25 protein-coding genes are annotated in these 21409 nt (G+C 66.8%); 17 read left to right on the top strand and 8 right to left on the bottom strand.

The annotated features are described in order from the left end of the window. The first annotated feature begins 82 nt into the window (after positions 1-82). From FAB82_RS24370 to FAB82_RS24355, 4 genes are all read left to right on the top strand, one after another. Positions 83-664 (top strand): histidine phosphatase family protein, encoded by a 582-nt coding sequence (locus tag FAB82_RS24370; RefSeq protein WP_136537170.1) that lies wholly within the window; start codon positions 83-85, stop codon positions 662-664. 104 nt (positions 665-768) lie between these two features. Continuing rightward, a complete protein-coding gene (locus FAB82_RS24365; RefSeq protein ID WP_136537169.1) occupies positions 769-1077 on the top strand; it encodes a hypothetical protein in 309 nt (102 codons plus the stop codon). 12 nt (positions 1078-1089) lie between these two features. Then, positions 1090-2184, top strand: coding sequence for an ADP-ribosyltransferase (locus tag FAB82_RS24360; RefSeq protein WP_136537168.1), 1095 nt, complete (start codon positions 1090-1092; stop codon positions 2182-2184). Beyond that, positions 2177-2428: a hypothetical protein gene (locus tag FAB82_RS24355; protein ID WP_136537167.1), complete on the top strand. Its 252-nt coding sequence runs from the start codon at positions 2177-2179 to the stop codon at positions 2426-2428. The genes FAB82_RS24360 and FAB82_RS24355 overlap by 8 nt, the downstream gene beginning before the upstream one ends. 22 nt (positions 2429-2450) lie before the next feature. Here the strand turns inward: FAB82_RS24355 and FAB82_RS24350 are convergent, their stop codons facing one another. After that, positions 2451-3734: a hypothetical protein gene (locus tag FAB82_RS24350; RefSeq protein ID WP_136537166.1), complete on the bottom strand. Its 1284-nt coding sequence runs from the start codon at positions 3732-3734 to the stop codon at positions 2451-2453. Between the two features lie 225 nt (positions 3735-3959). Between FAB82_RS24350 and FAB82_RS24345 the strand changes: the two genes are divergently transcribed. The 4 genes from FAB82_RS24345 (at position 3960) to FAB82_RS27295 (ending at position 7784) form a co-directional block, all read left to right on the top strand. Then, positions 3960-4682: a hypothetical protein gene (locus FAB82_RS24345; protein WP_136537165.1), complete on the top strand. Its 723-nt coding sequence runs from the start codon at positions 3960-3962 to the stop codon at positions 4680-4682. Between the two features lie 122 nt (positions 4683-4804). Then, the gene (locus FAB82_RS24340; RefSeq protein WP_136537164.1) at positions 4805-5260 is read left to right on the top strand and encodes a hypothetical protein; all 456 of its coding nucleotides are present in this window, start codon (positions 4805-4807) and stop codon (positions 5258-5260) included. 57 nt (positions 5261-5317) lie between these two features. Further along, positions 5318-6067, top strand: a complete 750-nt coding sequence (locus FAB82_RS24335; RefSeq protein ID WP_136537163.1) for a hypothetical protein — start codon at positions 5318-5320, stop codon at positions 6065-6067. Beyond that, the gene (locus FAB82_RS27295; RefSeq protein ID WP_168801752.1) at positions 6060-7784 is read left to right on the top strand and encodes a hypothetical protein; all 1725 of its coding nucleotides are present in this window, start codon (positions 6060-6062) and stop codon (positions 7782-7784) included. The genes FAB82_RS24335 and FAB82_RS27295 overlap by 8 nt, the downstream gene beginning before the upstream one ends. 61 nt (positions 7785-7845) lie before the next feature. On the opposite strand, the gene FAB82_RS24325 is transcribed toward FAB82_RS27295, so the two are convergent. Then, positions 7846-9135 carry a hypothetical protein gene (locus tag FAB82_RS24325; RefSeq protein WP_136537162.1) on the bottom strand — a complete coding sequence of 430 codons (1290 nt, stop codon included), beginning with the start codon at positions 9133-9135 and terminating at the stop codon, positions 7846-7848. A 125-nt stretch (positions 9136-9260) separates the two neighbouring features. Between FAB82_RS24325 and FAB82_RS24320 the strand changes: the two genes are divergently transcribed. From FAB82_RS24320 to FAB82_RS24310, 3 genes are all read left to right on the top strand, one after another. Continuing rightward, on the top strand, positions 9261-10655 hold the full coding sequence (locus tag FAB82_RS24320) for a hypothetical protein (protein ID WP_136537161.1): 1395 nt from the start codon (positions 9261-9263) through the stop codon (positions 10653-10655). 109 nt (positions 10656-10764) lie between these two features. After that, the gene (locus FAB82_RS24315; RefSeq protein ID WP_136537160.1) at positions 10765-11103 is read left to right on the top strand and encodes a YbaB/EbfC family nucleoid-associated protein; all 339 of its coding nucleotides are present in this window, start codon (positions 10765-10767) and stop codon (positions 11101-11103) included. Continuing rightward, entirely contained in the window at positions 11100-11456 is a 357-nt protein-coding gene (locus FAB82_RS24310) for a YbaB/EbfC family nucleoid-associated protein (RefSeq protein WP_136537159.1), read from the top strand. The genes FAB82_RS24315 and FAB82_RS24310 overlap by 4 nt, the downstream gene beginning before the upstream one ends. A gap of 4 nt (positions 11457-11460) precedes the next feature. On the opposite strand, the gene FAB82_RS24305 is transcribed toward FAB82_RS24310, so the two are convergent. From FAB82_RS24305 to FAB82_RS24295, 3 genes are read right to left on the bottom strand one after another with little or no spacing between them, the layout of a single operon-like run. Further along, entirely contained in the window at positions 11461-12720 is a 1260-nt protein-coding gene (locus tag FAB82_RS24305; RefSeq protein ID WP_136537158.1) for a hypothetical protein, read from the bottom strand. After that, entirely contained in the window at positions 12717-13859 is a 1143-nt protein-coding gene (locus FAB82_RS24300) for a hypothetical protein (protein WP_136537157.1), read from the bottom strand. The genes FAB82_RS24305 and FAB82_RS24300 overlap by 4 nt, the downstream gene beginning before the upstream one ends. Beyond that, positions 13859-14185: a type VII secretion target gene (locus FAB82_RS24295; protein ID WP_136537156.1), complete on the bottom strand. Its 327-nt coding sequence runs from the start codon at positions 14183-14185 to the stop codon at positions 13859-13861. The genes FAB82_RS24300 and FAB82_RS24295 overlap by 1 nt, the downstream gene beginning before the upstream one ends. 255 nt (positions 14186-14440) lie before the next feature. Between FAB82_RS24295 and FAB82_RS24290 the strand changes: the two genes are divergently transcribed. From FAB82_RS24290 to FAB82_RS24275, 4 genes are read left to right on the top strand one after another with little or no spacing between them, the layout of a single operon-like run. Then, positions 14441-14764, top strand: coding sequence for a type VII secretion target (locus FAB82_RS24290; RefSeq protein WP_168801751.1), 324 nt, complete (start codon positions 14441-14443; stop codon positions 14762-14764). Between the two features lies 1 nt (position 14765). Continuing rightward, complete coding sequence (locus tag FAB82_RS24285; protein ID WP_136537154.1) at positions 14766-15635, top strand: hypothetical protein; 870 nt, start codon at positions 14766-14768, stop codon at positions 15633-15635. A gap of 46 nt (positions 15636-15681) precedes the next feature. Next, a complete protein-coding gene (locus tag FAB82_RS24280; protein ID WP_136537153.1) occupies positions 15682-16008 on the top strand; it encodes a YbaB/EbfC family nucleoid-associated protein in 327 nt (108 codons plus the stop codon). Further along, positions 16005-16373, top strand: a complete 369-nt coding sequence (locus tag FAB82_RS24275) for a YbaB/EbfC family nucleoid-associated protein (RefSeq protein ID WP_136537152.1) — start codon at positions 16005-16007, stop codon at positions 16371-16373. Before FAB82_RS24280 ends, FAB82_RS24275 begins: the two co-directional genes overlap by 4 nt. A 169-nt stretch (positions 16374-16542) precedes the next feature. Here the strand turns inward: FAB82_RS24275 and FAB82_RS24270 are convergent, their stop codons facing one another. The 3 genes from FAB82_RS24270 to FAB82_RS24260 are packed head-to-tail and all read right to left on the bottom strand — an operon-like array spanning position 16543 to position 19248. Continuing rightward, complete coding sequence (locus FAB82_RS24270; RefSeq protein WP_136537151.1) at positions 16543-17025, bottom strand: hypothetical protein; 483 nt, start codon at positions 17023-17025, stop codon at positions 16543-16545. After that, entirely contained in the window at positions 17022-18821 is a 1800-nt protein-coding gene (locus tag FAB82_RS24265) for a glycoside hydrolase family 15 protein (RefSeq protein ID WP_136537150.1), read from the bottom strand. Before FAB82_RS24265 ends, FAB82_RS24270 begins: the two co-directional genes overlap by 4 nt. A gap of 13 nt (positions 18822-18834) precedes the next feature. After that, positions 18835-19248: a DoxX family membrane protein gene (locus tag FAB82_RS24260; protein WP_211116831.1), complete on the bottom strand. Its 414-nt coding sequence runs from the start codon at positions 19246-19248 to the stop codon at positions 18835-18837. A gap of 48 nt (positions 19249-19296) precedes the next feature. Between FAB82_RS24260 and FAB82_RS24255 the strand changes: the two genes are divergently transcribed. Beyond that, complete coding sequence (locus FAB82_RS24255; protein WP_136537148.1) at positions 19297-20208, top strand: IS630 family transposase; 912 nt, start codon at positions 19297-19299, stop codon at positions 20206-20208. 114 nt (positions 20209-20322) lie between these two features. Beyond that, positions 20323-21294, top strand: a complete 972-nt coding sequence (locus tag FAB82_RS24250; protein ID WP_168801750.1) for an aminoglycoside phosphotransferase family protein — start codon at positions 20323-20325, stop codon at positions 21292-21294. Positions 21295-21409: the final 115 nt, after the last annotated feature.

Raw genomic sequence — 21409 nt, 5'->3', positions numbered from 1 at the left:
GATAGCCACCAGACATCAACTAATTCCCAGAAGGACCCTTACGCCTGAGCGCGAACCCGCGCCGGACGGCTAGGCTCCGGCCATGACGACGGTGTACGTGGTGCAGCACGGCGAAAAAGAACGTCTCCCAGGAGACCCGGGCCTGACGGCGAGGGGCCGCGAACAGGCCGCGCTGGCGGCAAAAGCCTTGCAGAACAAAGACTTGACAATGATCTATGCGAGCCCGCTGCGCCGAGCAATCGAAACGGCCGAACCGCTGGCAGCGGCCTGCGGCCTGGAAATCCAGGTGGACGCCCGAGCGACCGAGCGAATGAACTGGGACGGAAGCACCCCGATAGCGCAGTTCTTCGAGGACTGGACGGCCACGACGGCAGACCGCGATTTCGTTCCAGCAGTGGGCGACTCGTCAAGAGCGGCAGGTGGACGGTTCCGAGACTTCCTGGTGGAACAAGAGAACGGCGACGCGGCGATCGCGGTGGCGGCACACGGAGGAGTGACCGTAGACCTGCTTCGCACCCTGCTGGGCGACGAAGCGGTACCCGGAAGGCTGCTGAGGGAAGGCATTCCATCAGGAGCGATCACCACCCTGGACGGCCTGAGGGTCAAGCAGATCGCTGCGATCTCTCACCTGGAAGGCCTGGAGTCGGCGCACCGCCCCGATTGATCCGGCGAGTGCCGCGCGACACCTGAAGGTGTTGTCCCCCAAGGCATGACAGCGTGTAGTACCTTCAGCACGACCCCTTTCCCATCCTCCCCAGGAGCATGCAGATGCCCGCAAAGCTGGCAGACCCCGAGAAGATCGCCGACGGAGGCCAGAAGATAAAGGCGGAAGGCAAGTTCCTCGGCAACGCGAAGACGCCCTTGAAGCAAGGCGTCGACGGGGTCGACAGGGGCATGAAGGGCTTCATGCTGAGCGAGGCCTGCGAGTCCTTCAAGGATCGGTTCGAGACCGTCGTCGACTCGCACCAGGACATGACGGAGAGCCAGGCGAAACGGCTCGGCTACTGCGCCGACGACTGGGCCGCGGCGGACAACGCCGCGGGCGAGGAATTCAACGCGTTCGACCAGGAACTGTGAGGACACTGACCGGTGCCACCCACGTTTCAGCAGGCGGTCGACGCCGACCCCACCAATCTCAATAGCGCTGCGGGCAAGTTCCGGGACGCCTCGGACAGGATCGACTACTACAAGAACGAGTACAACCAGGCCTTCGAGAACCTCCGCGAGCACTGGCAGGGAGACGACTACGACGCCTTCGTGACCGAGGCGAACAAGGTCTCCCTGAACGCCGCGAACACCGAAGCCACAGTGAACATGGCGTCCGGACTCCTCCAGACGCTCGGGGCGACCATGAAGATCTCGGTCGAGTTGCTCCAGCAGATCGAACGGGCCGCCAAGAGCGCCGGATTCAAGGTCCTGCCGCTGCCGCTGGTGATCATGGGCCCGACGCACTGGCAGCAGGTCGCCTCGGCGGGCCCGGCCGCACCGGCCGTATTGGCCGGCTACCAGGCGGTCGCGGCAGGTTTCACTATCTCGTTGCAGGCGATCTTCGCGCAACTCATCGGCCAAGACGTCACCGCGCTGGCGACGCTTCAGGGCATAACGATGAACCTGCGCCCGGTGAACGGCCCGGGAATGGGCCTGCCGGACGGCATCAGAGCGGTCCCGCAACTGCCCCGGATCGAACCGGGATCGGAACTCTCGCAGTTCACCGAGCTCGACGAAGCGATGGTGAAGTTCTACACCACAGATGAGTACGACCCTTTGAACAAGTATCTCCGGCGGCCTGGGTCAGTGACTGATCCGGTCCAGGAGGCGAAGCTCAAGCGTGCCGCGGAGGCCGTTTCCCAAGGGCTCCAGCACTTGCCGCCGCATCGAGAGCGAACCTACCGTGGTGTGAAGGATGAGTCGTTTCTCGACGACTACCAGGTTGGCGCAGTGGTCCCAGAGCGTTCGTTCACCAGCAGCTCGACGGAGTACTCGGTTGCCGAGCAGTTTGCGTCTGGAGGCCCGATCATCACGGTTGACGGACGCTCCGGACGATATATTCGGGAGTACTCCGATGCTCCGGAGGAATCCGAAGTGGTATTTGACCGGGGCACCAGCTTCCTGGTGACCGAGCGGCGCGTGAACCCAGACGATGGACGTACATATATCAGAGTGGAAGAAGTCGCGAATGACTGACAACCAGGGGAACACCCCCGACAGTGATCGTCCGGAGTGGCTGAAGGAGGTCCTTCAGAAAGCCGCTGAAGAGGAACCGCCCAACGGCCTTGATATGTCACGCGCCTGGCGCTACACACAGCCGCTCGGCCGTGATGATGAAGGTAATCCGCAGGTGCCGCTGACCCCGGAGGAAATGCAGCGCATCAAAGACATCCGCGAAGGGCGGGTCGTCATCGAAGGGCCTGTGGACCTCGACTTCTGAGGTCGCGTCGGAAAGTCAGGGACTACTTGGCGTTCATCGGCCAGTAGCGGCCCGGCACCCACTCGTCGTTCGTGCTCGGGTTCTGGTTCAGCTTGCCGAGGGTGGATTGGGCCTTCCGGGTCACCGCATGCGTGACGCGGGGCTCAAGCGCCTCCCCGGCATTGGCGTACGTGTTCCAGAGGCGGAACACCTGCACCGGCACCTGCACCACCGTCATGTCGTTGTGATCGGTGACCTTGACGGTGAACTCGTGGCTGGCATCGCCATCGCCGTAGTCCACAGCGAACCGGTGCTCGCCGGGCGCCAGCGGGTAGTACCAGGAGGCCCAGTCGCACGGCGCCTCGGCGCCGTCGATCCACAGCTTCAGTGAGCCGGCGTGGGAGAGCGCGAGGGTCTCACCGATGCCGGTGTACTCGGCGGGCTGGCGCGGGGCGCGCGACAGCCGGTAGAGGAACAGGTCGAACACGAGCAGCACGCCCCCGACCCGACGCCCCTTCGCCCATTCCCGGGCATCGGCCGCCGACGGGAAGGCGACCGCAGTGCCCGTGTACCCGCCCGGAACCGGCGCCGGAATGCGCTCGATCTCCAGACGCATCTCATTGGCGCGCTTATGGAGCCTGCGGGTCGTGGTGATTCCCATGGTGGAGCCGGTGACCAGGATGACCGCCCCGACGAATGCCATGACGAACAGGATCGATTGCCAGGGGTTCGGGACGAAGCCGCCCACGATCCCCCCGATGAACAGCAGCGGCAACCCCGCCACCGCCATCAGGCAGCCGACGCCCGAGACGTTCGCCGACTTCACCGACAGCACCGGCAGGAAGCCCTCGGGGCCGCGGACCCGGTACAACTCGGTGCGGAAGTCGACCTGGCGGCGCACCGCGACGCTGTGCCCGGTCGAATAGCAGACGCGCTCGCCGGCCGCGGCCTCGAAATTCGTAGAAGAGGCGTCGTAGCCCTGCACCTCGAGCCGGTGCGGGCCTGGATCGATCTCGAGCTGGTAGCGGCCGTCCCCGGCGGCGAGGACCTCACCGTCGAGCAGCAGGACGCCTGCGCCGTCGGCACGTGCATTGGTGCAGATGAAGACGTCGAGCAGCGCCCGATTCCCGGCCGGCTCCAGGTCCGGCGAGTGGCCCTTGCGGCAGACGTCGGGCTCGTCGAACCGTCCCGTGAACGCCGGCGTGGTGTAGCGGCGGCCGTCGCGGTCGCAATAGGCCGCCTTCGGATACGCGTCGGTGTCGTCGTGCGAGGTGAAGCCGCGCTGCGTCGTCTCCTGCTTGGGCTGGTTGCTCTTGCTTTGTGCCACTTAGCCTGCGAGCCCTTCGGTGTTCGACCAGTCCTCGCGGCGGGCCTTGCGCCGGTCGGCGTGGCCCTTGAGGCCATCGACCATCTTGACTCCACTTGAACGACTGACAGGGGTTTCGCGGAGTCTATAACCGCCCCGCCCATCTGGAAGAATCGCAGCTAGCGCGAATTTTGGAGGAGTTTGTCGCGGAAGGTCGCGGCGCACTTCCGCAGTAGCGTGGTGTCTATGAAGTACTCCAGCTCAGAGCGGAAGGTCGTCGAGGGCGCCCGCGACTGGGCGCGGCGGCGCGGGATGGGATTCATCGCGACCATGCGACTCGAGCGGGGTACGACGCCGTTCCCGCCCTCCGATGCCCTCGTGGCGGAAATGACCAGCGTCGGAGAGCTGAAGTGGCCCAGCCGGAACCAAGAGATGGTCGAATCGGTCAAGGCGGATCTGACCTCGGACATCAATGCGTTCCACGTGATGTCCGGCCAGATCGGCGGCCTCAAGGCGACCGTCGAGCAGTACGGCGCCACCGCGGGCATACCCGCGCTGGCGGTCAGGAACGACGGTGAGCAGCGGTTCCCGCCGATGTGGGACACCGGCCAGCTGTATTCGGTCAAGGTCGCGATCGGGTGGAATTCGTCCTATATGGCCTGCGGCCCGAAGCGGCTGGTGACGGGGTGGGCCACGGCGTCGAGGCTGGATCTCGTCAAACTGCCGGGCGGAGGCCTGACCCACCGCCTGGCCATCTGCGCCGAGGACCCGGAAGCGGCCCAGCGGGTGTTCAACGAGCAGATCCTGGCGGAGCTTCACCAGGCAGAGGGCTTCAAGAGGTCCTACCTGGTCCTGAACGGCGGCCACTGCCACGTCGCGCGCGAGGGCCGACTCGACCCGGAGGCCCTGGACGCACTCGTAGACCTGCTCGCCCGCTTCCACCGCTCGCTGCCCGCCGCCCCGCATTGAGCAGGGAAACCGAAGCCCGCAATGGAGTTGCCGCCCAGTTCAGCTGTCCTGTGAGGCTTGCGGAGCCCTGCTAATCTGAGATGCACGACCACCCTAGACCCGCCATTCCCCGGAGGACCCCCGTGGCAGAGCGCAAGTTCGATCCCGACGCCGTAGCGCGGTACCGGGACTTCCTGTTGTATTGGCTCGAAGACGTACTGGAGGCCGACGGCGGCCCGATCTCTTCCATGAAGGAAGGGGCGCTGAAGAAGGCCCCGGCATTTGGCACCACCGGCGAGGGCCAGACCGCCGGAGAGACGTACGCGACCTCGCACGCGACGGCGTGGGGGAACCTGCAGGCGCTACGTCAATCGCTGTTCGGCACCATTCAGGCATTGAATGCGGCTCTCGAAGGCCACGAGACCTCCGAGGAATACAACGTCGACGACTTCAAGACCCAGTACGACGAGGTCGACGGGACCACCGCGACCGGCGGAGACGCCGCGGCCGGCGCAGCGGGCAATGCCGCCACGGCCGGCGGTGGCGCCAGCGGCGGAGGCGACGCCACCTCGGATGACTACGAGAACGCGCTGGGGTAGGCACACCATGACCGTTGAAACTTCTCGCCAGAATCGAATCACTTCAAGGAGCGCTGAATGAAGATCCGCAAAGCAACCGGCACCGCTGCGGCCTCACTGGCGGCCTTGCTGCTATTGGGTTCCTGCGGCATGGTCGGCGGCGACGGCGAAGGCAGTTCCCCGGACGGCGGGGCGCCTGAAGAGCCCCAATCGACCTCGGGGGAGGGCGACTCCGGCGCCGCCGCAATCGATGCGGAGATCAGCAGCTGGGACCCCTGCGAGGTCCTTGGCGATGCCTACAACGATCTGACCGAATCTCTCCGGGCATTCGAGGTCAGCGGCGAATTCCTCAGTTCTCCGGCTGGGGTAGGCACTCCGGACGACCACGCCATGTGCTCCAACAAGGTGATCTGGTCCGAGGAAACCGAGGACAACGTCGGCCTTGCCGAAGGATTCGTGGACATCTCACTCGTGCCGAAGCCATCTGAGGAAGAAGCCTCCGAACGCTACGCCGAGTTGGAAGCCGATGCCAGGGATCTCTACGGCGAGGACTTCGCGGAAAATGAGGTCACCGGCTGGGATGAAGGCATCCTTTTCTTGGGTGACTATGGGGTCAGGGATGCCTTCAAGGTACTTGTCCGTGATGGCTCATACCTGATCGTGATCACCCTCGAGACGGGAAGCGATCTCGTCTCCGGAGGCAGCGGCAACCAGGCCGATTTCACGGTCGAGGAGGCCAGGGACCACCTGATCGATACGACTCTGCCAGGCGTGCAGAGTGCTGTATCTGAACGTCTGGAAGAAGCGGGAGTGAGCTCCGGTGAGTGACAGAGGACCGACATTCGAAGACGAGTTCGAAGCGGAGACCAAGCCCGCCGAACTCGAGACCCTTGGCCATTCAGGGGATACGCAGACGCTGGAGGGCCTCAATAGCGCATCGCAGGGTCAGTCCTGCGATGGCGACGGATGCACGCTGAGCAATAACATCGAGGTCGAGACCAAATGGCAGAACTTGATGTCCGCGGTTCCACGAGCGGAAGGTGCGGATGGCTCCAACCTGTATCCCGAGAATGACCTCTCCCATGCATTGCCCAGTCAGACGGATCTCAATCGACTCATTAGGTCCGTCCGGCCAGATGGTGCCAGAGATCATGCCCTGGACAGCATCGCGATCGCCTGGGATGACTCAGTCGTCAAGCAGCTGTCTGAACTTCCTGGGCTGCTCGGCAGCTACACGTCCCAGCTTGCCGAAGAATGGACCGGCGATGACTTCGACACGTTCGAAAAGAACATCGAAGACATGGTCAAGATCGCTCAAGAGGTCGTCGACAGCTCCACTGAGATCCGGGACATGCTCAAGGACGAGTCCGAGGGCATCTGGGAAGCCCAAGGTGGCGCCGAGGGCTTCATTCCCTTTCCTGCGCCGCAGATGTGGACCAAGGAGCAGAACTGGTTCGTCGGCATCTTCAAGGACGACTACGTTCACTGCCGTCCCCCGTGGTGGAGCGAAAAGGAGTGCAACCACATCACTCCTGAATACGCTCTGCAGATGACCGGATTCCCCCAGGGGACGATGGAGGACTACAACAACAAAATCGACACCGAGACCGACAGCCGTCTGCAGTCGAACCAGGAGTGGAACGACGAGGTCCGGCGGTACGTCCAAGAGACCGGTGACGCATTCACATACCAACTCAAGCCTACTGACCGTGAGGACATCTACCTCGAGGTCCGGGAACAGTACCTGACCGAGAACGAAGACGCCTTGGCCAAGGCCAACACGGACTACGTCGAGGCCTCCGAGAACATCAACAACGACATCATCGACCGTGAGTACAACGCGAACACGACGTACTCAGGGCACGAGGACCCGACCACCCCGAAGCAGCCCACCGGCGCCGCCAACGAGGAAGGCAACCTCCAACCGCCAGGTGGCGGCGGAGGCGGCGGCGGCATGCCCAGCGGTGGCGGCGGCATGCCCAGCGGTGGCGGCGGGGGTGGTTACCCCGGGATGGACAAACCCACGACCGGCGAAATCGACACCGGCGGTCTCGGCGACGAAGACTCTTGGTCTCCCAATCCCAATAAGCCCGGCGAGCTACCCGGTACCGGCGACGACGCCTGGAAACCCTCCACGACCGACCCCGACGACCTCGGCGGTGGTCTGGCGTCCGGCGGCGGTGGCGGCGGTATGCCCGGTGGCAGCGGTCTTCCCGGCGGCGGCTCAGGCGCCGGCGGCGGCGGTATGCCCGGTGGCGGCGCAGGCGCCGGCATGGGCGCAGGCATGGGCGGCGGCATGATGGGCGGCGCAGGCGCCGGTCGTGGTGCCGGAGGAGCCGGTGCAGGCAGAGGCGGCGGCATGAAGGGCATGGGCAAGGGCGGCGCAGGCGCCGGAGGCCGCGGCATGGGCGGCGGCATGATGGGCGGCGGCGGAGGCCGCGGTATGGGCGGCCAAGGTGAAGGCGAAGAAGGCGACGCCACCTGGCTCGTGGAAGAAGACGACGTCTGGGGCATCGGCAAGGAAGAAGACGACCCCTACGCGTAGGACGCAGTGACAAATCGGGCCGCCGGCATCGCGCCGGCGGCCCGATTCGTTGCGCCAGTGGCTATTCGGTCATGTCGAGGATGCTGTGGCAGTAGCTGGGGTCGGTCTGGCCGTCGACGGGGACGGTCTCCCTGCGGGGTGCGCGGAAGGGCCCGACCTCGCCGTCCACGCGGATGGTGTCGGTATCGGCGTCGAACTCGCTCAGTTGGAGCACGGGCTCGTCCTCGTCGAGGTAGTACTGGACGACCAGTCCGTCGAGCTGGAGGTGCGTCAGGTGGTCCGGTTCGGTTGCCACGGTGTCGGTCCAGGTGGTGTAGTGATCGTCGTCGTCCTCTGACTGCGCCCGCTCGTCCTGGTGCGGGATGGCCACGTCGACCAGGTGCTCCCCGGTCGGCAGCGGGATCCACCAGCGGCCCCAGGTCACCGCGATCTCGACGTCGTCAATGAGCACCGTCGGGTCGCCGATCCAGGGGCGGCGGTCGACCGGGCCGGGCTCGCCGTCGCGCTGCATTGCCTCCCAGTCGATCTCGACTTCGGTGTCGATGCGCTGCCACACCGTCTCCCAGGCCAGGTCGAGGACGATGCCGCTGCGGTACGGGCCCGGCTCGGGCACGACCGAGGCGGTCGGCGGCAGCTCGTACACGTCCAGGACGCCGCCGTACAGCGGCTCGTCCGATCGCCGTCGCAGCTGCTCGTGGTGCTGCGCGGAACGCTGCATGGTGTGGACGTGCTTGCCGGTCATGAACAGCCACAATGTGATCGCCGCGGCGGCACTGGCGCCGTAGAGGATCGCCGTGGCCAGCGTCCCGAGCCGCACCTCGGGGAGCCCCCACTTGATGAGCAGCACGAACGAGCACAGCAGCAGGAACATCAGGCCGAGCGCGAGGCCGCCGAAGGACGCGAGCGGCCGCAGGTACCGGATCTTCCCGGCGAATCGGCCGGGAGCCAGCTGCAGCTCGCCGGTCGGACTCGGGCGGGCCTGGAGGTCGATGGCCTCCCCGGCCTCGATCGTGAGCGGCCACCAGCCCGCGAACCCGCCCGCCTGCACCGAGCAGCGGTACTCGCCCGGCGGCAGCTGCACCCAGGCCTTGCCGGTGCCCTGGAGCACCGGCCGGGAGTCGATGAGCAGCAACGGGATCCCGGGCAGCGGGTACTCCGGGCTCGACACCGGCCCGACCTGCCCGGGGTATCGATGCGGTGCCGTCCAGCGCCGCGCCCCGTCGTGCAGGGTGACCTCCAGGAGTCCGTATCCGCTGGTCAGGTGCGGCGGTTCCGTTGAGACGTGGAACCGCGATTCCGGATGGGCCGTGACGGTGGACGGCGACGCGGAACCGGTTGTGGTCTGGTACATGCGAGGCTCGCTTTGAATGGGGTCGTTTGTCAGGGCGTGGACAATCTACCTTTGCCCTGCCGCAGCAGGAGTAGCGTAAGGCCGCCCCCGGTTTTCGGCCCCGCCAGCAGTGAGGAGCGCCGGTCTTGCTGGACTATCTCGAACGACGCCTGAGCCTCATCCTCGAACGGTTCAGCCCCGCGCACCGCTTCGGACCGCACGCGCTCTCGCCGTTCCCCGTCGTCACCGGACGCGTCGAAGTGCCCGACGGGTGCGGCACGATCCGGTTCACCTCCAAGATGATCGTGCGGGCCTCCGAGCCCCGACCGACGGAGCCCGAACCCGGCCGCGCCCTCCCGCCGAAAGGCCAGGAGCACCGGTTGCGCCGGCGCGCCAAGTTCTACCCGGTGGTGCTCGTAAACGGCATCCCGACCGCGACGGGGCTGGGCACCGGTCGAATCGTCCTCCCGGCCGGACGGCACCTGGTGCAGGTCCAGTCCCTCGCCTCGGGCCGCTATTGGCCGGTGGACGTCGTATCGGGCAAGGAGGTCAGGCTGGCCTCGGTCGTCGCCGAACCCTATTTCAGCGGCGACACCGCCGAGCGAATGCGGCGCTTCTTCGGATGCTTCTCCTTGGGCCCGAGGGCATTTCTCAAACGCTGGCAGTCAATGGTGGGTCCAACCGCGGCGGCTGTGGCGGTGTACTGCCTCCTGTTCCTGTTCGTATCCGGCCCCGAAGCGGCGTCCGGGCCGATCGCCGCCGTGGCCACCTGGTTCCTACTCGCCCTCACGCCCTGGGCGAAGTGGGCCTGGCACCGGCTGCGCGGCACCCCGGTGGCCGGATACGAGACGGGCGGCGAGGGGATCACCTGGAGGCCGGTCGACCCCGGAGACCGCCTCGCACCCGAACCCGGCGGCGAGGCCGTACTACGGCTCAACCCGGTGTTCCTCCACGACGGCGACTCGGATCGCGAACCCGTCCGGGTCCCGCGCACCCGCCCGCCGGAGGTCCCCATGGGCGCCCGTCCGCTCGAGCACCCGCACGAGAACCCGGACGCGCCGTTGGTCGAGGTGCTGGGCCAAGAGCTCGAAGGCATGGGCCGCTGGGCGAAGGGCGAATGGGGGATGCTGGTCCGGGACATGGGCTGGGACCGCGAATACCGGGAACGCCTGGCCGACGCCAGGAAGCAGGAGTCGGCCAAGGGGGAGGTCGCACCGTGGATCGAACCGCCGCGAATCACCCTCGGAGACCGGGGCCTCCTGGCCATCTGGGGGCGGAACGAGTACCGCCTGCCACCCGGCCGGTACCGGGTCGAGATCGCGATTCCGGGCCCGCCGCACGCGCTCGACCGGGGGACGAAGGTCGATCTGCTGCTCCGTGGAAGCGTCCCCCTCGAACTCGATCTCCGGGGCGGGACGGTCACCGAGATCGATGTGTACGCGCTGGTCAAGTCGAGATTGAACCCGGACGGTATGACCTTGGGCGAATATTCGGGCCGGATCTGGATTCCCGAGGTCCCCCCGAATGCCCGGTATCCCTGACCGAAGCGGACTCTCGGGTGCTTCGAACGCCCCCCGACCGGTCGGTCGGGGGCGTGGACGCGGCATCGACAGGACCGCAGCTGTGCACGGCTTGTGTACCGTACTCAGGATGGAATACCAGATGCGCAGGCCCGACCCCGCGGCAATGTTGCGGTTGGTGGAGGAGGCCGAGGCGGAGGCGGTCGCCCAGACCGGCGAGGTCCGCGTCGTCGCCCGGTCCGCCGGCCGGATCAAGGAACTCGACCTGCGATCGAGCGCCTTCCAACTGAGCGGCTTGGAGTTGGGCGAGCTGATCGTCGAGACGATCCGTACGGCGAATTCGCGGTTGCAGCAGGACTTGAGCGCCGCGATCGCCGCCGAGACGGGCATGGCGGTGTCCTCGGACGACCTCGGTGCCGGCCTGCCGTCGCTCGCGGGCGAGGAGCGAAACGAGGAGGAGGGCCGATGAACGATCGTCCGAGCCCCGAAGCGGCGATGGCCAAGTTGGAGCAGATGCGCCTCGACGCCGAGGAGACGCTGCGGAAGTACGAGGAGCTCCAGGAACAGGCCGGAGCCAACGCCGTGGAGACCTCCTCCGACGACGGCCTGGTTCGCGTCAAACTCGACGGCGACGGCCAGGTCGCGGAAATCAATATCGACGAGTACGCGATGCGTCAACGACAGACGCTGTCGTACACCATCGTCGAGCTGATCGAGCGGGCCCAGACCGAGCACGCCGAGAAGATGGCCGAAATGGCCCAGGCCATGATCGGCGACAAGGTCGACCTGGCGGCGATCATCGAACAGCACCGGAACCGGTAGCGGGTCAGATCCGTTCGGAGACGGTTCGGGCCTCGATGGTCCCCGCGTAGCGCTCCAGTTCCCAACCCTCGAACCCGGGAACCATCTCGATAGCGGCCGTCGCCTCGACCACGGTCGGTTCGGCCCCACGCAGCACGACATCGATGCGGACCTCGGCGTCCGCGGGGAGGACCACGGTCGTCTGGTCGTCGCGCAGGACCTCCGCCGGGCCCGGGACGCCGACGTCGACGCGGTGGCCGCCCGGGGTGAGGTGGTATTCGTTGACACCCCAGATCGCCGGGACGGGCGCATCGTCGATGCGGACCACGGGCCGTTCCACCCAGGGCCTGGCCTCGGGCGGGTACTCCTCGCCGATGACCCTGCGCCGCCGCGCCGCCTGCTCGGCGGCCTTCTCGTCCAGGATGGTCCCGGGGAGCGCCTGCGGATCGTTCGGCGATTGCGTGTAGGCGACCGCCAGACGCAGGACCGCCTGACCCGGCGGCGGCTGGGGAGCGGCGGTGTCGCGCACATCGACCGGACGCCACGTCCCGTCCCCGATCGCGGCTTCGTGATGCCCGGCCACCGGCAGTCGCGCCTTGAGCCGCAGCTCCGCCGCAGCGACGGCGGCGGCCTCGATGAGCCTTGCGGCCCAATAGAACCCGATTCCGCCGAGCGTTGCGACCACGACGACGAGCAGCAGCCATGCCAGGCCTTCGACATCCGTGCGGTCGAGCACCGCGAGGGTGGCCAGCGCCGAAGCCGCGGTGCCCGCGAAACACACCGCGGGCGTGAACCAGCGGCTGGGACGGGGCGGGACGGCGATGGTCGGCGTCAGCGTGAAACGGCGCAGGAGCGCACGCGCGTCGCCGGTGTCCGCACCGTCCAGCCGCTGCGGCACGAATGACGACATCCGCGTGAACTTCCCGCCCTCGATATCGATGGGGGCGTATGCGGCGGATGCCCCGGACTGGATCTCGAGGAGGTGCCGGCCCGGGTCGAGGGTGATGTCAGCCCGGCCGAAGCCGGTCGCAATCGGCTCGCCGTCGATCAGGACGACCGGGGTGAACGGTCGCGTCGCATCGGATTCGGCGATGCGACCGAGCAGGTCGGATTCGAGGATCAGGACGCCTTTGCCGGGCGGTGGAAGTCCGCGCTCGGCGGCGGTGCTGCGAATCCACACCGTGTACAGCTCGTGCGCGAATACCGTGCGGTCGGTGAGCGGGTGCGCGGCGATCTCATAGGGCGCGGCGCCCTCGCCGAGCGCCCTGATCCACCGCCAGTTCACTGGACGGCCTGTTGGGTCATGCGGGTGGTAGTGGCGATCGCGTTCTTGTGGTCTCGCAGGAACTTCAGGATCGGTTCGATGACTTTGATGGCCTTGCTGATGGCCTCGAACGTCTTCGCGGCCTTCTCGGAGATCCCCAGCACCCTGGTGATCGAGTTGACCGCCTTCATGACCAGCTGGGCGATCTTGGCGATGCCGCTGGCGATCGCGGTGGCGACGGTGGCGCCGAAGCTGGCGATGCCGGCGGCGACCTGCGGCAGCAGCCGCGTGATCATCCACGAGACGCCCTTGGCGATCAGGTCCACGATGTCCTGGCGCAGCAGCTTGGCGACATCGGCCATCTGGAGGAGGAGTCCGTTCGCGCCGACGGCGAGGAAGCCCATCGTCGAGACCGCTCGGCCCGCTTCATCGACGCTGAGGCGGGCCGCGTCGCCGTCGGTGCCGACCCAGTCTTCGAGCGCGGCGGTGCCGGTCTGGCTGATGTAGTCGCCGGTCTGCCGGCAGCCCTCGGAGACCTTGACCCACATCTCGGCCGACTTGCGCATCCTCGTCTCGTTGCCCGAGACCAGGCCGACCAGGTCCTCCAGCGGTTGGAACAGCTGCATGAGGAAGTCGATGATGGTGCCGGCGAGCCACTGGATGGGGTCGAACTTGGGGTCGGTGATCTTCTCCACGAACGCCTCGTACTGCTTCACCATGTCCTGCACGGCGAGCACGTCGGTGGCCAGGCCGGTCACCGCGGTCGAGATGAGCCCCCAGTCGTTCTTGCCGTTCTCGATGGCCTTGGAGACGTTGTTGTACGTGTTCAGCCCCGCGGTGATCGGAGCCGCGGCGCTCTGCAGGGCGTTCATGCCGGTGTTGGAGTCGGTGGGGCGGGCGTTGTACTGCGTGTTGCCCCTGGTGTCGGTGCCGCTGATGCGCACCCCGGTCTGGTGGTCCTCGTTGTTGAGGCGGGACTGGGCCGCATCGTGCAGGCGGGAGTGGCCGTCGTCGTAGGTGTTGCTCCGGGAGTCCTTGCCGCGCACGGCGTCGTAGGCGTTCTGCAGGTCAGATGACCAGCCTGCGGCTTCGGTTCCATCGGGTGCCTGCTCGGGGAGCGCGCCGTCGTTCCAGGTGGGTTCTTCCACTGCGTCGGACATCAGTTGCCTCCCGTGAGTTCTTCGCCGAGCTTTTCGAGTTCTTGGGCGACTTCGGCGTCGCTGGCCTCGTGGTCGTCGGCGCAGTCCTCGAGCCGGACGCACAGCCCTTCGATGGCTTCCTGGGCGTCCTCCAGGGCGGGGTGGAAGACCATCTCGGTCGCCGCGAAGTAGAGGGCGGCGAAGGGGATGCCGGCGAGTCCCCACATCCACCAGTCGGGATCGGCCTCATGGGCGTAGTCGGCCACCGCTTGCACTTCGGTCTTGGTCTCGCGCAGCGTCGAGGCGGCCTGCCGCACCTTTTCGGCGTCGACGTCAATCCATGTCATCAGGGAATTCTCCGGGGAATGGGGAGCACGGTATGAACCGGGCCGGTGCTCTCAAATCGTCGCGGCGGCACTGGGCAGCGATCCGCCTTGCAGAACACCTTACCGCCGTGTCGCAAATGCGCCTTTGCCCTCAGACGCCGCATGGCTGATTCGGTAGCCGAACGACTCCGCTACCCTTTGTGTACCAGTCGTCTTGGGGAGGAAATGGCCGGGTTTCTACGCCCATGCCCACTCCAAGAAGGAGACCCGCTCCCCATGAGCGATTACAGCGTCGACACCGATGCGCTGACCGAAGCCGCCCAGGCCGTCCGCTCGTCCGCCGACCAGGCCGCCGAGGTCGCCGAATACGCACGCGAGGCCGATCCGGACCTGTGGACCTGGGGATATCCCGGGGTCATGCTGGCCGCGCCGTTCTACTTCGCGATCGCCGAGATCCTGCACGGCCGGCTCGCCGAGGTACGAACGGCCATCGAGGGATACGCCGACCTGGTCGTCGAGTCCGCCGAGGCCTACCGGGCGGCCGACGACGAAGCCGCCGCCGACCTCGCGGCGCTCGGCGGCGAACTGGGAGGGGCCTGAGATGACCGACGTGGCCGAACCCGGCTGGCGCGCAGACGCTTCCACCCAATCCCCGTTCGGGGACAACCCCTTCAACGTCGAGAACGCCGTGAAGGGGCTGAGCAATAACTCCGCCGCCGCGCCCATCGGCGCCGCGGCCGACCAGGCCGCGAAGATCAAGGATCTCGCCGACTGGCCCGCCCTGATCACGCTGGTCGACCAGATCGTCACCAGCGCGGGCGACATCATGAACGCGGCGGAGAACTTCGAGGAGTCCGACCGGATCCGGATGGAGAACCCCCTCGGCTGGCTCACCGGCACCCTGGTCGACTTCGTGATCAACCTCTGCCAGCCGCTGGAAGACCTCCTCGGCATGGTCACCGGCAACGAGGGTCGGATGAAGACCTCCGCCGAAATGTGGCTGACCGTGATCGAGGGCGCTCGTCAGAACGGCGCCTATATCGCCGACAACGGCACTGCCGCCCTGGAGGGTTGGGAGGGCGAGGCCGCCGACGCCGCCCGTCACCGCATCGGCGAGATCGGCCGCGGACTCCAGATCATGGGCGCCTTCGGTGCCGGGCTCGCGGTCGCACTGCGCGCCTTCGCGATCCTGGCCAAGAAGCTCACCGACAAGGTCAAGGAGTTCCTGGGCGAGCTCGCCGAGCGGGCCATCACGACCTGGCTGCCGGGCATGGCGAGCGGACTGGCCACCTTCGGCGCCTCCACTGCCGCGACCGTCGCACTCGCCGTCGCCACCGTCGCCGGCTACATCATGACCGCGATCAGCCTGATCAAGTTGGCGATCAGCATCTTCGGCATGATCCCCGGGGTAGTCGACCTCATCAAGGACGGCCTTTCCGGGCTGGGGGACGCATTCGGTGCCTTCGGGTAGGAATGGCAGTTCCGCGCCCGCGCGTGCGTCAGTTACCTTGAACGGCATGGACCAGCACCAAGTCCCCGACTGCGGGGCCATTCAGCGACTGGTGGAAACGGCCGAGGCGGCGGCCTCCTCGGAAGACGGCGCCGTCCGAGTGGTCACCAAGGCCGGTGGCAAGATCACCGAACTCGACTTGCACCACACCGCATTCGCGCTCAGCGGCGTCGAGCTGGGGGAGCTCATCGTGGAGACCATTCAAGCGGCCGAGGCGAACCTGGACCGCGAACTGAGCGCCGCCATCGCCGCCCAGACCGGGGTCGAGGTGCAGCCGGGCTCATTCGGAGGCGGCCTCCGCCCGGTCGAACGAGCCGAAGAGGAGCAGGCGTGACGGACCGCAACCAGTCGCGACCCGACCCCGAGGCCATGATGGCCCGCCTGGAGCAGATGGAGCGCGACGCCAAGGCGACGCTCGAGAAGTACGAGAACCTGCGCGCCCAAGCGGAGGCCGAGGCCGTGGAGGTCACCTCCGAGGACGGCCTGCTCCGCGTCAAGCTCAACGCCGACGGCAAGGTGACCGAGCTCGGCATCGACGAACGTGCCATGCGCCGCCGCCAGACCCTCGGCCCCGCCATCATCGAACTCATCGACACCGCAAAGGCCCGGCACGCCGAGCGGATGACCCGCATGGCCCAGGAGATGCTCGGGGACGACCTCGACCTATCGGCCATCCTGAACCGAATCCAGCAGCAGTAGCACCGAGTCATCGCTCCGGTGATACGAAACCAAGACGGTACTTCAGACTGACGTGACCTCGTCGGCGATCTGATTCCAAGTTCGCAAGCATCGCTGGGCATGCCGGCTCCGCGGGCGGCCGGCGACTTCCGCCGCCACCTCCCCGATGGCGTCGCCCGGCCTGTCAGGGTCAACCGCTGAGCGAGGAGAGCCCGCCCACGATCGAGCCATAGGCTACGTGCGCCGCGATCGCGACCAGTGGCGTCTGCACCCCGTAGTTCCTGAGCATGAAGCCGGGTGGCTCCAGGAGCGGCGTATCGCCCGCACCGGTCATCGGCGACCCCATTCGCGGATGTACCAGCGGCAGCAGCACGTTGACGAGCGCGGTTGCCGCGAACACGCCGTGCAGCAGGCCGAACACGGCGCCGAGTCCCCAGCCGGCGATCCCGATCGCGGTGAAGACCGCGTAGTAGCCGAGGGCGAACACCAGTCCGAAGCAGAAGTGCAGCAGGTAGCCGATTGCCTTCGCGCGGGCGCGGTTTCCGCTCATCGCCGTGCCGAGCAGGAACGGCAGGTCCATCCGGGTGAGTTTCAGCTCGTTCGCGGCCCTCATCAGGCTCGTGAGAACCAGCGTCCCGACCAGACCGCCGGCCAGCGCGCCTCCGATGGTCATGAACTCGCCTCCGCAATGGCCGCCGCGGCACTGATCAGCGCCAGGTGGGAGAGTCCCTGCGGCAGGTTTCCCAGGAACTCGCCGGCTGGACCGATCTCCTCGCTATAGAGACCGACGTCGTTGGCCAGGCCGATCAGCTCGTCCATCCGATCAGCGGCCTCATCGACGCGCCCGACACGGGCGAGCGCCTCGACGAGCCAGAACGAGCACGCCAAGAACGCTCCCTCCGAACCGGGCACCCCGTCTTCACCGGTGTAGCGGCGAACGAGTGCACCTTCGGCGAGCCCGGTATCGATCGCCTCGACCGTCGAGCTCAGCCGCGGGCCGGCGGCGTCGTCATAGCCGTGCAGGAGGCCGAGCAGCACGCTGGCGTCCAGTTCCTCACCGCCCGCGAAGCGGACGTAGGACCGGCGCCGCTCGGAGAAGCACCGGGAGCCCACGAACTGGCGAATCGCCGCCGCTTGCCGCAGCCAGCGGTCGAGATGTCGCCGCGGCAGCGAGCCTCGCTCGGCGAGCTGCGCCGCCCTGTCCAGTGCCACCGCGCACATCATCTTCGATTGCGTGAACTGGTGGGGCTCGCTCCGCACCTCCCAGATGCCCGAATCAGCGGTCCGCCAGTTCGCGGCCACGAAGTCCGCGAATTCGCCGAGTCTGCGACCCACATCCGGATCGATCATGTTCCCTGCCTCGGCGTAGAGCCAGGCCGTTTGCATCAGCTCGCCGTAGGCGTCCAGTTGGAACTGGTCGGCGGCGGCGTTTCCGATCCTGACGGGACGTGAACCGCGGTAGCCGTGGAGGGGCAGTTCGTGTTCCGTCGCAGGGTGGCGACCGTCGAAGCGGTACAGCACGCCCAGTCTCGGGGCGTCCAGCTGCGTCGTGTGCATGAGCCACCAGAAGTAGGCCCGCGCCTCCGCGGGGCAGCCCAGGCGCAGAAACGCCTGCAGGGTGAAGGCACTGTCGCGGATCCAGGAATAGCGGTAATCCCAGTTCCGCTCGCCGCCGACCTGCTCCGGCAGCGATGTCGTCGCGGCCGCCGCGACCGCTCCCGAAGGGGCAAAGACCAGCAGTTTCAGCGCCAGTGCGCTACGGATGACGGCCTCTCGCCAGGGTCCTTCGTACGTCCGCTCGGCGGTCCAGCGCCGCCAGATCTCACCGGTGCGTTCGAAACGCGCATCGAGCTCTCGCCGGCTGGGGAACACCAGCGGCTCCTGGTGGGCTATCGGGAGCACCAGCAGGTGCGAGGACCCGTGCGCGGTCTCGAAGGTGCCCGACCATCCTGCCGTCGACGCGCCTGCGTCGAAGGGGATCAGCCCGACCGCCTCAGCGCCGGAGCTCGCAACCGGCAGCCCGAACCTGCTGCCGAAGCGCGGGTTCGAGCCCCCGTAGCCGAAGCGCGGCTCCACAAGCCAGCGGAACCGCACAGTCCCCGCCAGGCCCTTGATGCGCCGCTGAAGCTCGCGGAACGGTTCGAGTCCGTCCCCGGGCAGCGTAAGGGCATCTGTGACCCGTGCGCTGCCCGAAGCGGTGTGAAACGTGGTTTCAAGGACGTTCGTTCCAGGCAGATAGCGGCGCTCGACCCGGTACGGGACCTCCGGTTCGAGTACGAACCTCCCACCCCGCTCGGCATCGAGGACCGCGGCGAACACCGTCGGCGAATCGAGGTCGGGTATGGGCAACCAGTCGATCGATCCGTCCCGGGCCACCAGCGCGACGGTGCGCCCGTCGCCGATCGCCGCGTAGTCGCGAAGGGGCGCATAGCCGTCGAGACGGCTCGCCGATGCGTCCGATCGCCGCATGCAGGGTGCCTCGCTACCAGGGTCGAGCCGGGAGCGTCCGGTCCCTGCGGGCCGGCACCACTGCCAAGGCCAGGCGCCACAGCGCCAGCGCGCCGAGCATCAGCCCGACGTCGCGCAGCGCGATGTCGTAGAACTGCGGCGGATTGGCCGTCAACAGGTTGACGATGATGCCGCCCAGCCAAGCGGCGACGATGAGCGCCCCGACTCTCGGGGCGAACAGCACCAACAGCCCGGCGAGGATCTCGATTCCGCCGACGACGTACATGAAGTCTTGGCCGGTGCCGGGCAACAAGTCCCTGATCCAGCCTGCCAGGTAGTCCGGCCACTGGACCGACCAGTTGAAGAACTTATCGACCCCGGCCAGGATCGGCGCGATGGTGAAGCCAATGCGCAGCAGCCAGAACACCTGGTGGGCGGCTGTACTCACCGCCGACACCTCGGACGCGGGACTCCGAACGTCAGCGGTGTTCCTGACATGGGGATCGATAGGGGTCTCGATAGTGACGGTAGCCATGAGGCACCTCCTCGCTCACAGGCGTGGCCCCTACCAGGTCACGCCGCTGCCACCAGGAATACCCAGTCCGCCCCGATTCCAATCCCGGCAGAGAGGAGCCCGGCCGATGCCCGGCGCACGTTCCCGTGGCGGCAGGTCGAGCACGACACCGCCGGTGGCCGCGGCGAGTATGTACTCCCGCGCGCACACATCAACCAGACGCGGTGCTCAACCAATAAGTTTCGGATCAATAGCTTCCAGCGACCTGACAAGCGCGCCATCGAGGCAGACCCCGAAGCGATGTGTGAGTGGGTCGAGGACACCTGTCCCGCGCTGCGGGAGAGGGCTCGATCCGAGGGTGCGGTGGTCTTGTTCGGCGACCAGGTCGGGGTCCGCTCCGACCAGTTGTCCGGACGCACCTGGGGCCGTAAAGGCCAGACGCCGGTCCTTGCCCGTACCGGGAATCGGTTCGGGCTCTCGGCGATGTCGACCATCTCCACCAGGGGCGACCTGCACTTCAAGGTCTTGAAGGACAAGTTCAACGCCGAAGTATTCATCGCTCTTCTCGACCGGCTGCTGGGTCAGTTCGAGGAGAAGATCCACCTGATCGTCGACGGGCATTCCGCGCATCGGGCCAAGAAGGTGCGGGAATGGGTCGCGGAGCGGCCTGACCGGATCGAGCTGCACTTCCTGCCCGCCCACGCCCCGCATCTCAATCCCGACGAACTAGTGAACGCCGATCTGAAGCCCACGCTCGCTGATCAGGTCATCACCGACCGGGCCCAGATGGAGCGATTGGTTCGCGTTTTCTTCCATCGCGCCCAGAAACTCCCTGCCCGATTCCTGGGCTACTTTCAAGCGCCGCATACGAAATACACGCATGCAGCCGGATGACATCGACTCGGGTGGGCGGGCAGCGGGTGATCGGTCACCAACCAGCTCGCTGCGAATCTCGGTTCGAACGTGTTGGCGATCATGGGGTCCCGGTGCCGCTGTTCAACAATGAGCTTGACCGACGGCATGCGTTGGGCCAGCATCAACCCGATGCATCACACTTCCGCGACTGTGTCACCGTTCGTCCGCGCCAAAGCGGAGTCATTCGGGGAGCCTGGCCTGGCCTGGTTGGACGGATTGGATGACCTCATCGCCGAGATGGAGCAACAGTGGTCGATCACGGTCGGCCAACCGATCAGGGGCGGCACCTCGTCCTATGTCGCACACGCGCGAACAATCGACGGTCAGGGTGCTGTTCTGAAGCTGGCTTTGCCCCACTTCTGGGCTCCTCATGAGATCCAGCGACTCGATCAGGCCGCGGGTCGCGGCTATGCCCGGCTGCTCGCCTCCGACCCGGATCGCAACGTCATGCTGATGGAAGCTTTGGGGCCGTCGATGAGCCAGCTCGGCTGGCCGCCAGAGCAAGTCATCAAGACCGTTTGCGCGACCCTCCAGCAGGCATGGCAAGTCGAGTTGCCCGAAACAGTGCCGGCGCAGACCGGAAGCTCCAAGGCGCAGGACCTGGCCAAACTGATCAACCGAGCCTGGAGAGGGCTGGACCAGCCCTGTTCCAAGGAGGTCATCGAGACGGCGCTGCGCTATGCCGAGCGCCGCGCTGCCGCCTACAACGAGGACCGATGCGTGGCCGTCCACGGCGACCCCCACTCCGGCAACGCGATGCAGGTGCTCTCGCCCCGATCCGGCGCCGAGTCGGGTTTCGTCTACGTCGACCCCGAAGCGTTCGTCGCCGAACCGGCCTACGACCTCGGTATCGTGCTGCGCGACTGGACCGAGGAGTTCCTCAACGGCCCGACACGATCGCTGGTCCGACACCGATGCGGCCTGCTTGCCGAACACAGCGGCCTCGACGGTGACGCCATCTGGGAATGGGGTTTCCTGGAACGCGTGGCGACCGGACTCTACGTGCTCGAATTCGGAGCAGCATGGGGCCAGGAACATCTCGACGTCGCCGAGCGGCTCGTCTGACCGAATACCCGGCCCCGGTTCGATCACCACCCACACGAAGCACCTAAATGCTCAACCATCAAGTTTCGGATCAATATGTCGTCGTCGAATGAGCCGCCGCCGTAAGTGTTAATGA

This window comes from Glycomyces buryatensis, assembly GCF_004912275.1.
GTDB classification, from domain to species: Bacteria; Actinomycetota; Actinomycetes; order Mycobacteriales; family Micromonosporaceae; genus Glycomyces; species Glycomyces buryatensis.
This window is presented reverse-complemented; position numbering and strand designations above follow the sequence as displayed.

What these genes read in the sequence shown, in the direction of transcription:
- FAB82_RS24370 (WP_136537170.1), top strand. Translation starts at nt 83, where the DNA reads ATGACGACGGTGTACGTGGTGCAGCACGGCGAAAAAGAACGTCTCCCA.
- FAB82_RS24365 (WP_136537169.1), top strand. Translation starts at nt 769, where the DNA reads ATGCCCGCAAAGCTGGCAGACCCCGAGAAGATCGCCGACGGAGGCCAG.
- FAB82_RS24355 (WP_136537167.1), top strand. Translation starts at nt 2,177, where the DNA reads ATGACTGACAACCAGGGGAACACCCCCGACAGTGATCGTCCGGAGTGG.
- FAB82_RS24345 (WP_136537165.1), top strand. Translation starts at nt 3,960, where the DNA reads ATGAAGTACTCCAGCTCAGAGCGGAAGGTCGTCGAGGGCGCCCGCGAC.
- FAB82_RS24335 (WP_136537163.1), top strand. Translation starts at nt 5,318, where the DNA reads ATGAAGATCCGCAAAGCAACCGGCACCGCTGCGGCCTCACTGGCGGCC.
- FAB82_RS24325 (WP_136537162.1), bottom strand. Translation starts at nt 9,135, where the DNA reads ATGTACCAGACCACAACCGGTTCCGCGTCGCCGTCCACCGTCACGGCC.
- FAB82_RS24315 (WP_136537160.1), top strand. Translation starts at nt 10,765, where the DNA reads ATGGAATACCAGATGCGCAGGCCCGACCCCGCGGCAATGTTGCGGTTG.
- FAB82_RS24310 (WP_136537159.1), top strand. Translation starts at nt 11,100, where the DNA reads ATGAACGATCGTCCGAGCCCCGAAGCGGCGATGGCCAAGTTGGAGCAG.
- FAB82_RS24300 (WP_136537157.1), bottom strand. Translation starts at nt 13,859, where the DNA reads ATGTCCGACGCAGTGGAAGAACCCACCTGGAACGACGGCGCGCTCCCC.
- FAB82_RS24295 (WP_136537156.1), bottom strand. Translation starts at nt 14,185, where the DNA reads ATGACATGGATTGACGTCGACGCCGAAAAGGTGCGGCAGGCCGCCTCG.
- FAB82_RS24290 (WP_168801751.1), top strand. Translation starts at nt 14,441, where the DNA reads ATGAGCGATTACAGCGTCGACACCGATGCGCTGACCGAAGCCGCCCAG.
- FAB82_RS24285 (WP_136537154.1), top strand. Translation starts at nt 14,766, where the DNA reads ATGACCGACGTGGCCGAACCCGGCTGGCGCGCAGACGCTTCCACCCAA.
- FAB82_RS24280 (WP_136537153.1), top strand. Translation starts at nt 15,682, where the DNA reads ATGGACCAGCACCAAGTCCCCGACTGCGGGGCCATTCAGCGACTGGTG.
- FAB82_RS24270 (WP_136537151.1), bottom strand. Translation starts at nt 17,025, where the DNA reads ATGACCATCGGAGGCGCGCTGGCCGGCGGTCTGGTCGGGACGCTGGTT.
- FAB82_RS24265 (WP_136537150.1), bottom strand. Translation starts at nt 18,821, where the DNA reads ATGCGGCGATCGGACGCATCGGCGAGCCGTCTCGACGGCTATGCGCCC.
- FAB82_RS24255 (WP_136537148.1), top strand. Translation starts at nt 19,297, where the DNA reads ATGGGGATCGATAGGGGTCTCGATAGTGACGGTAGCCATGAGGCACCT.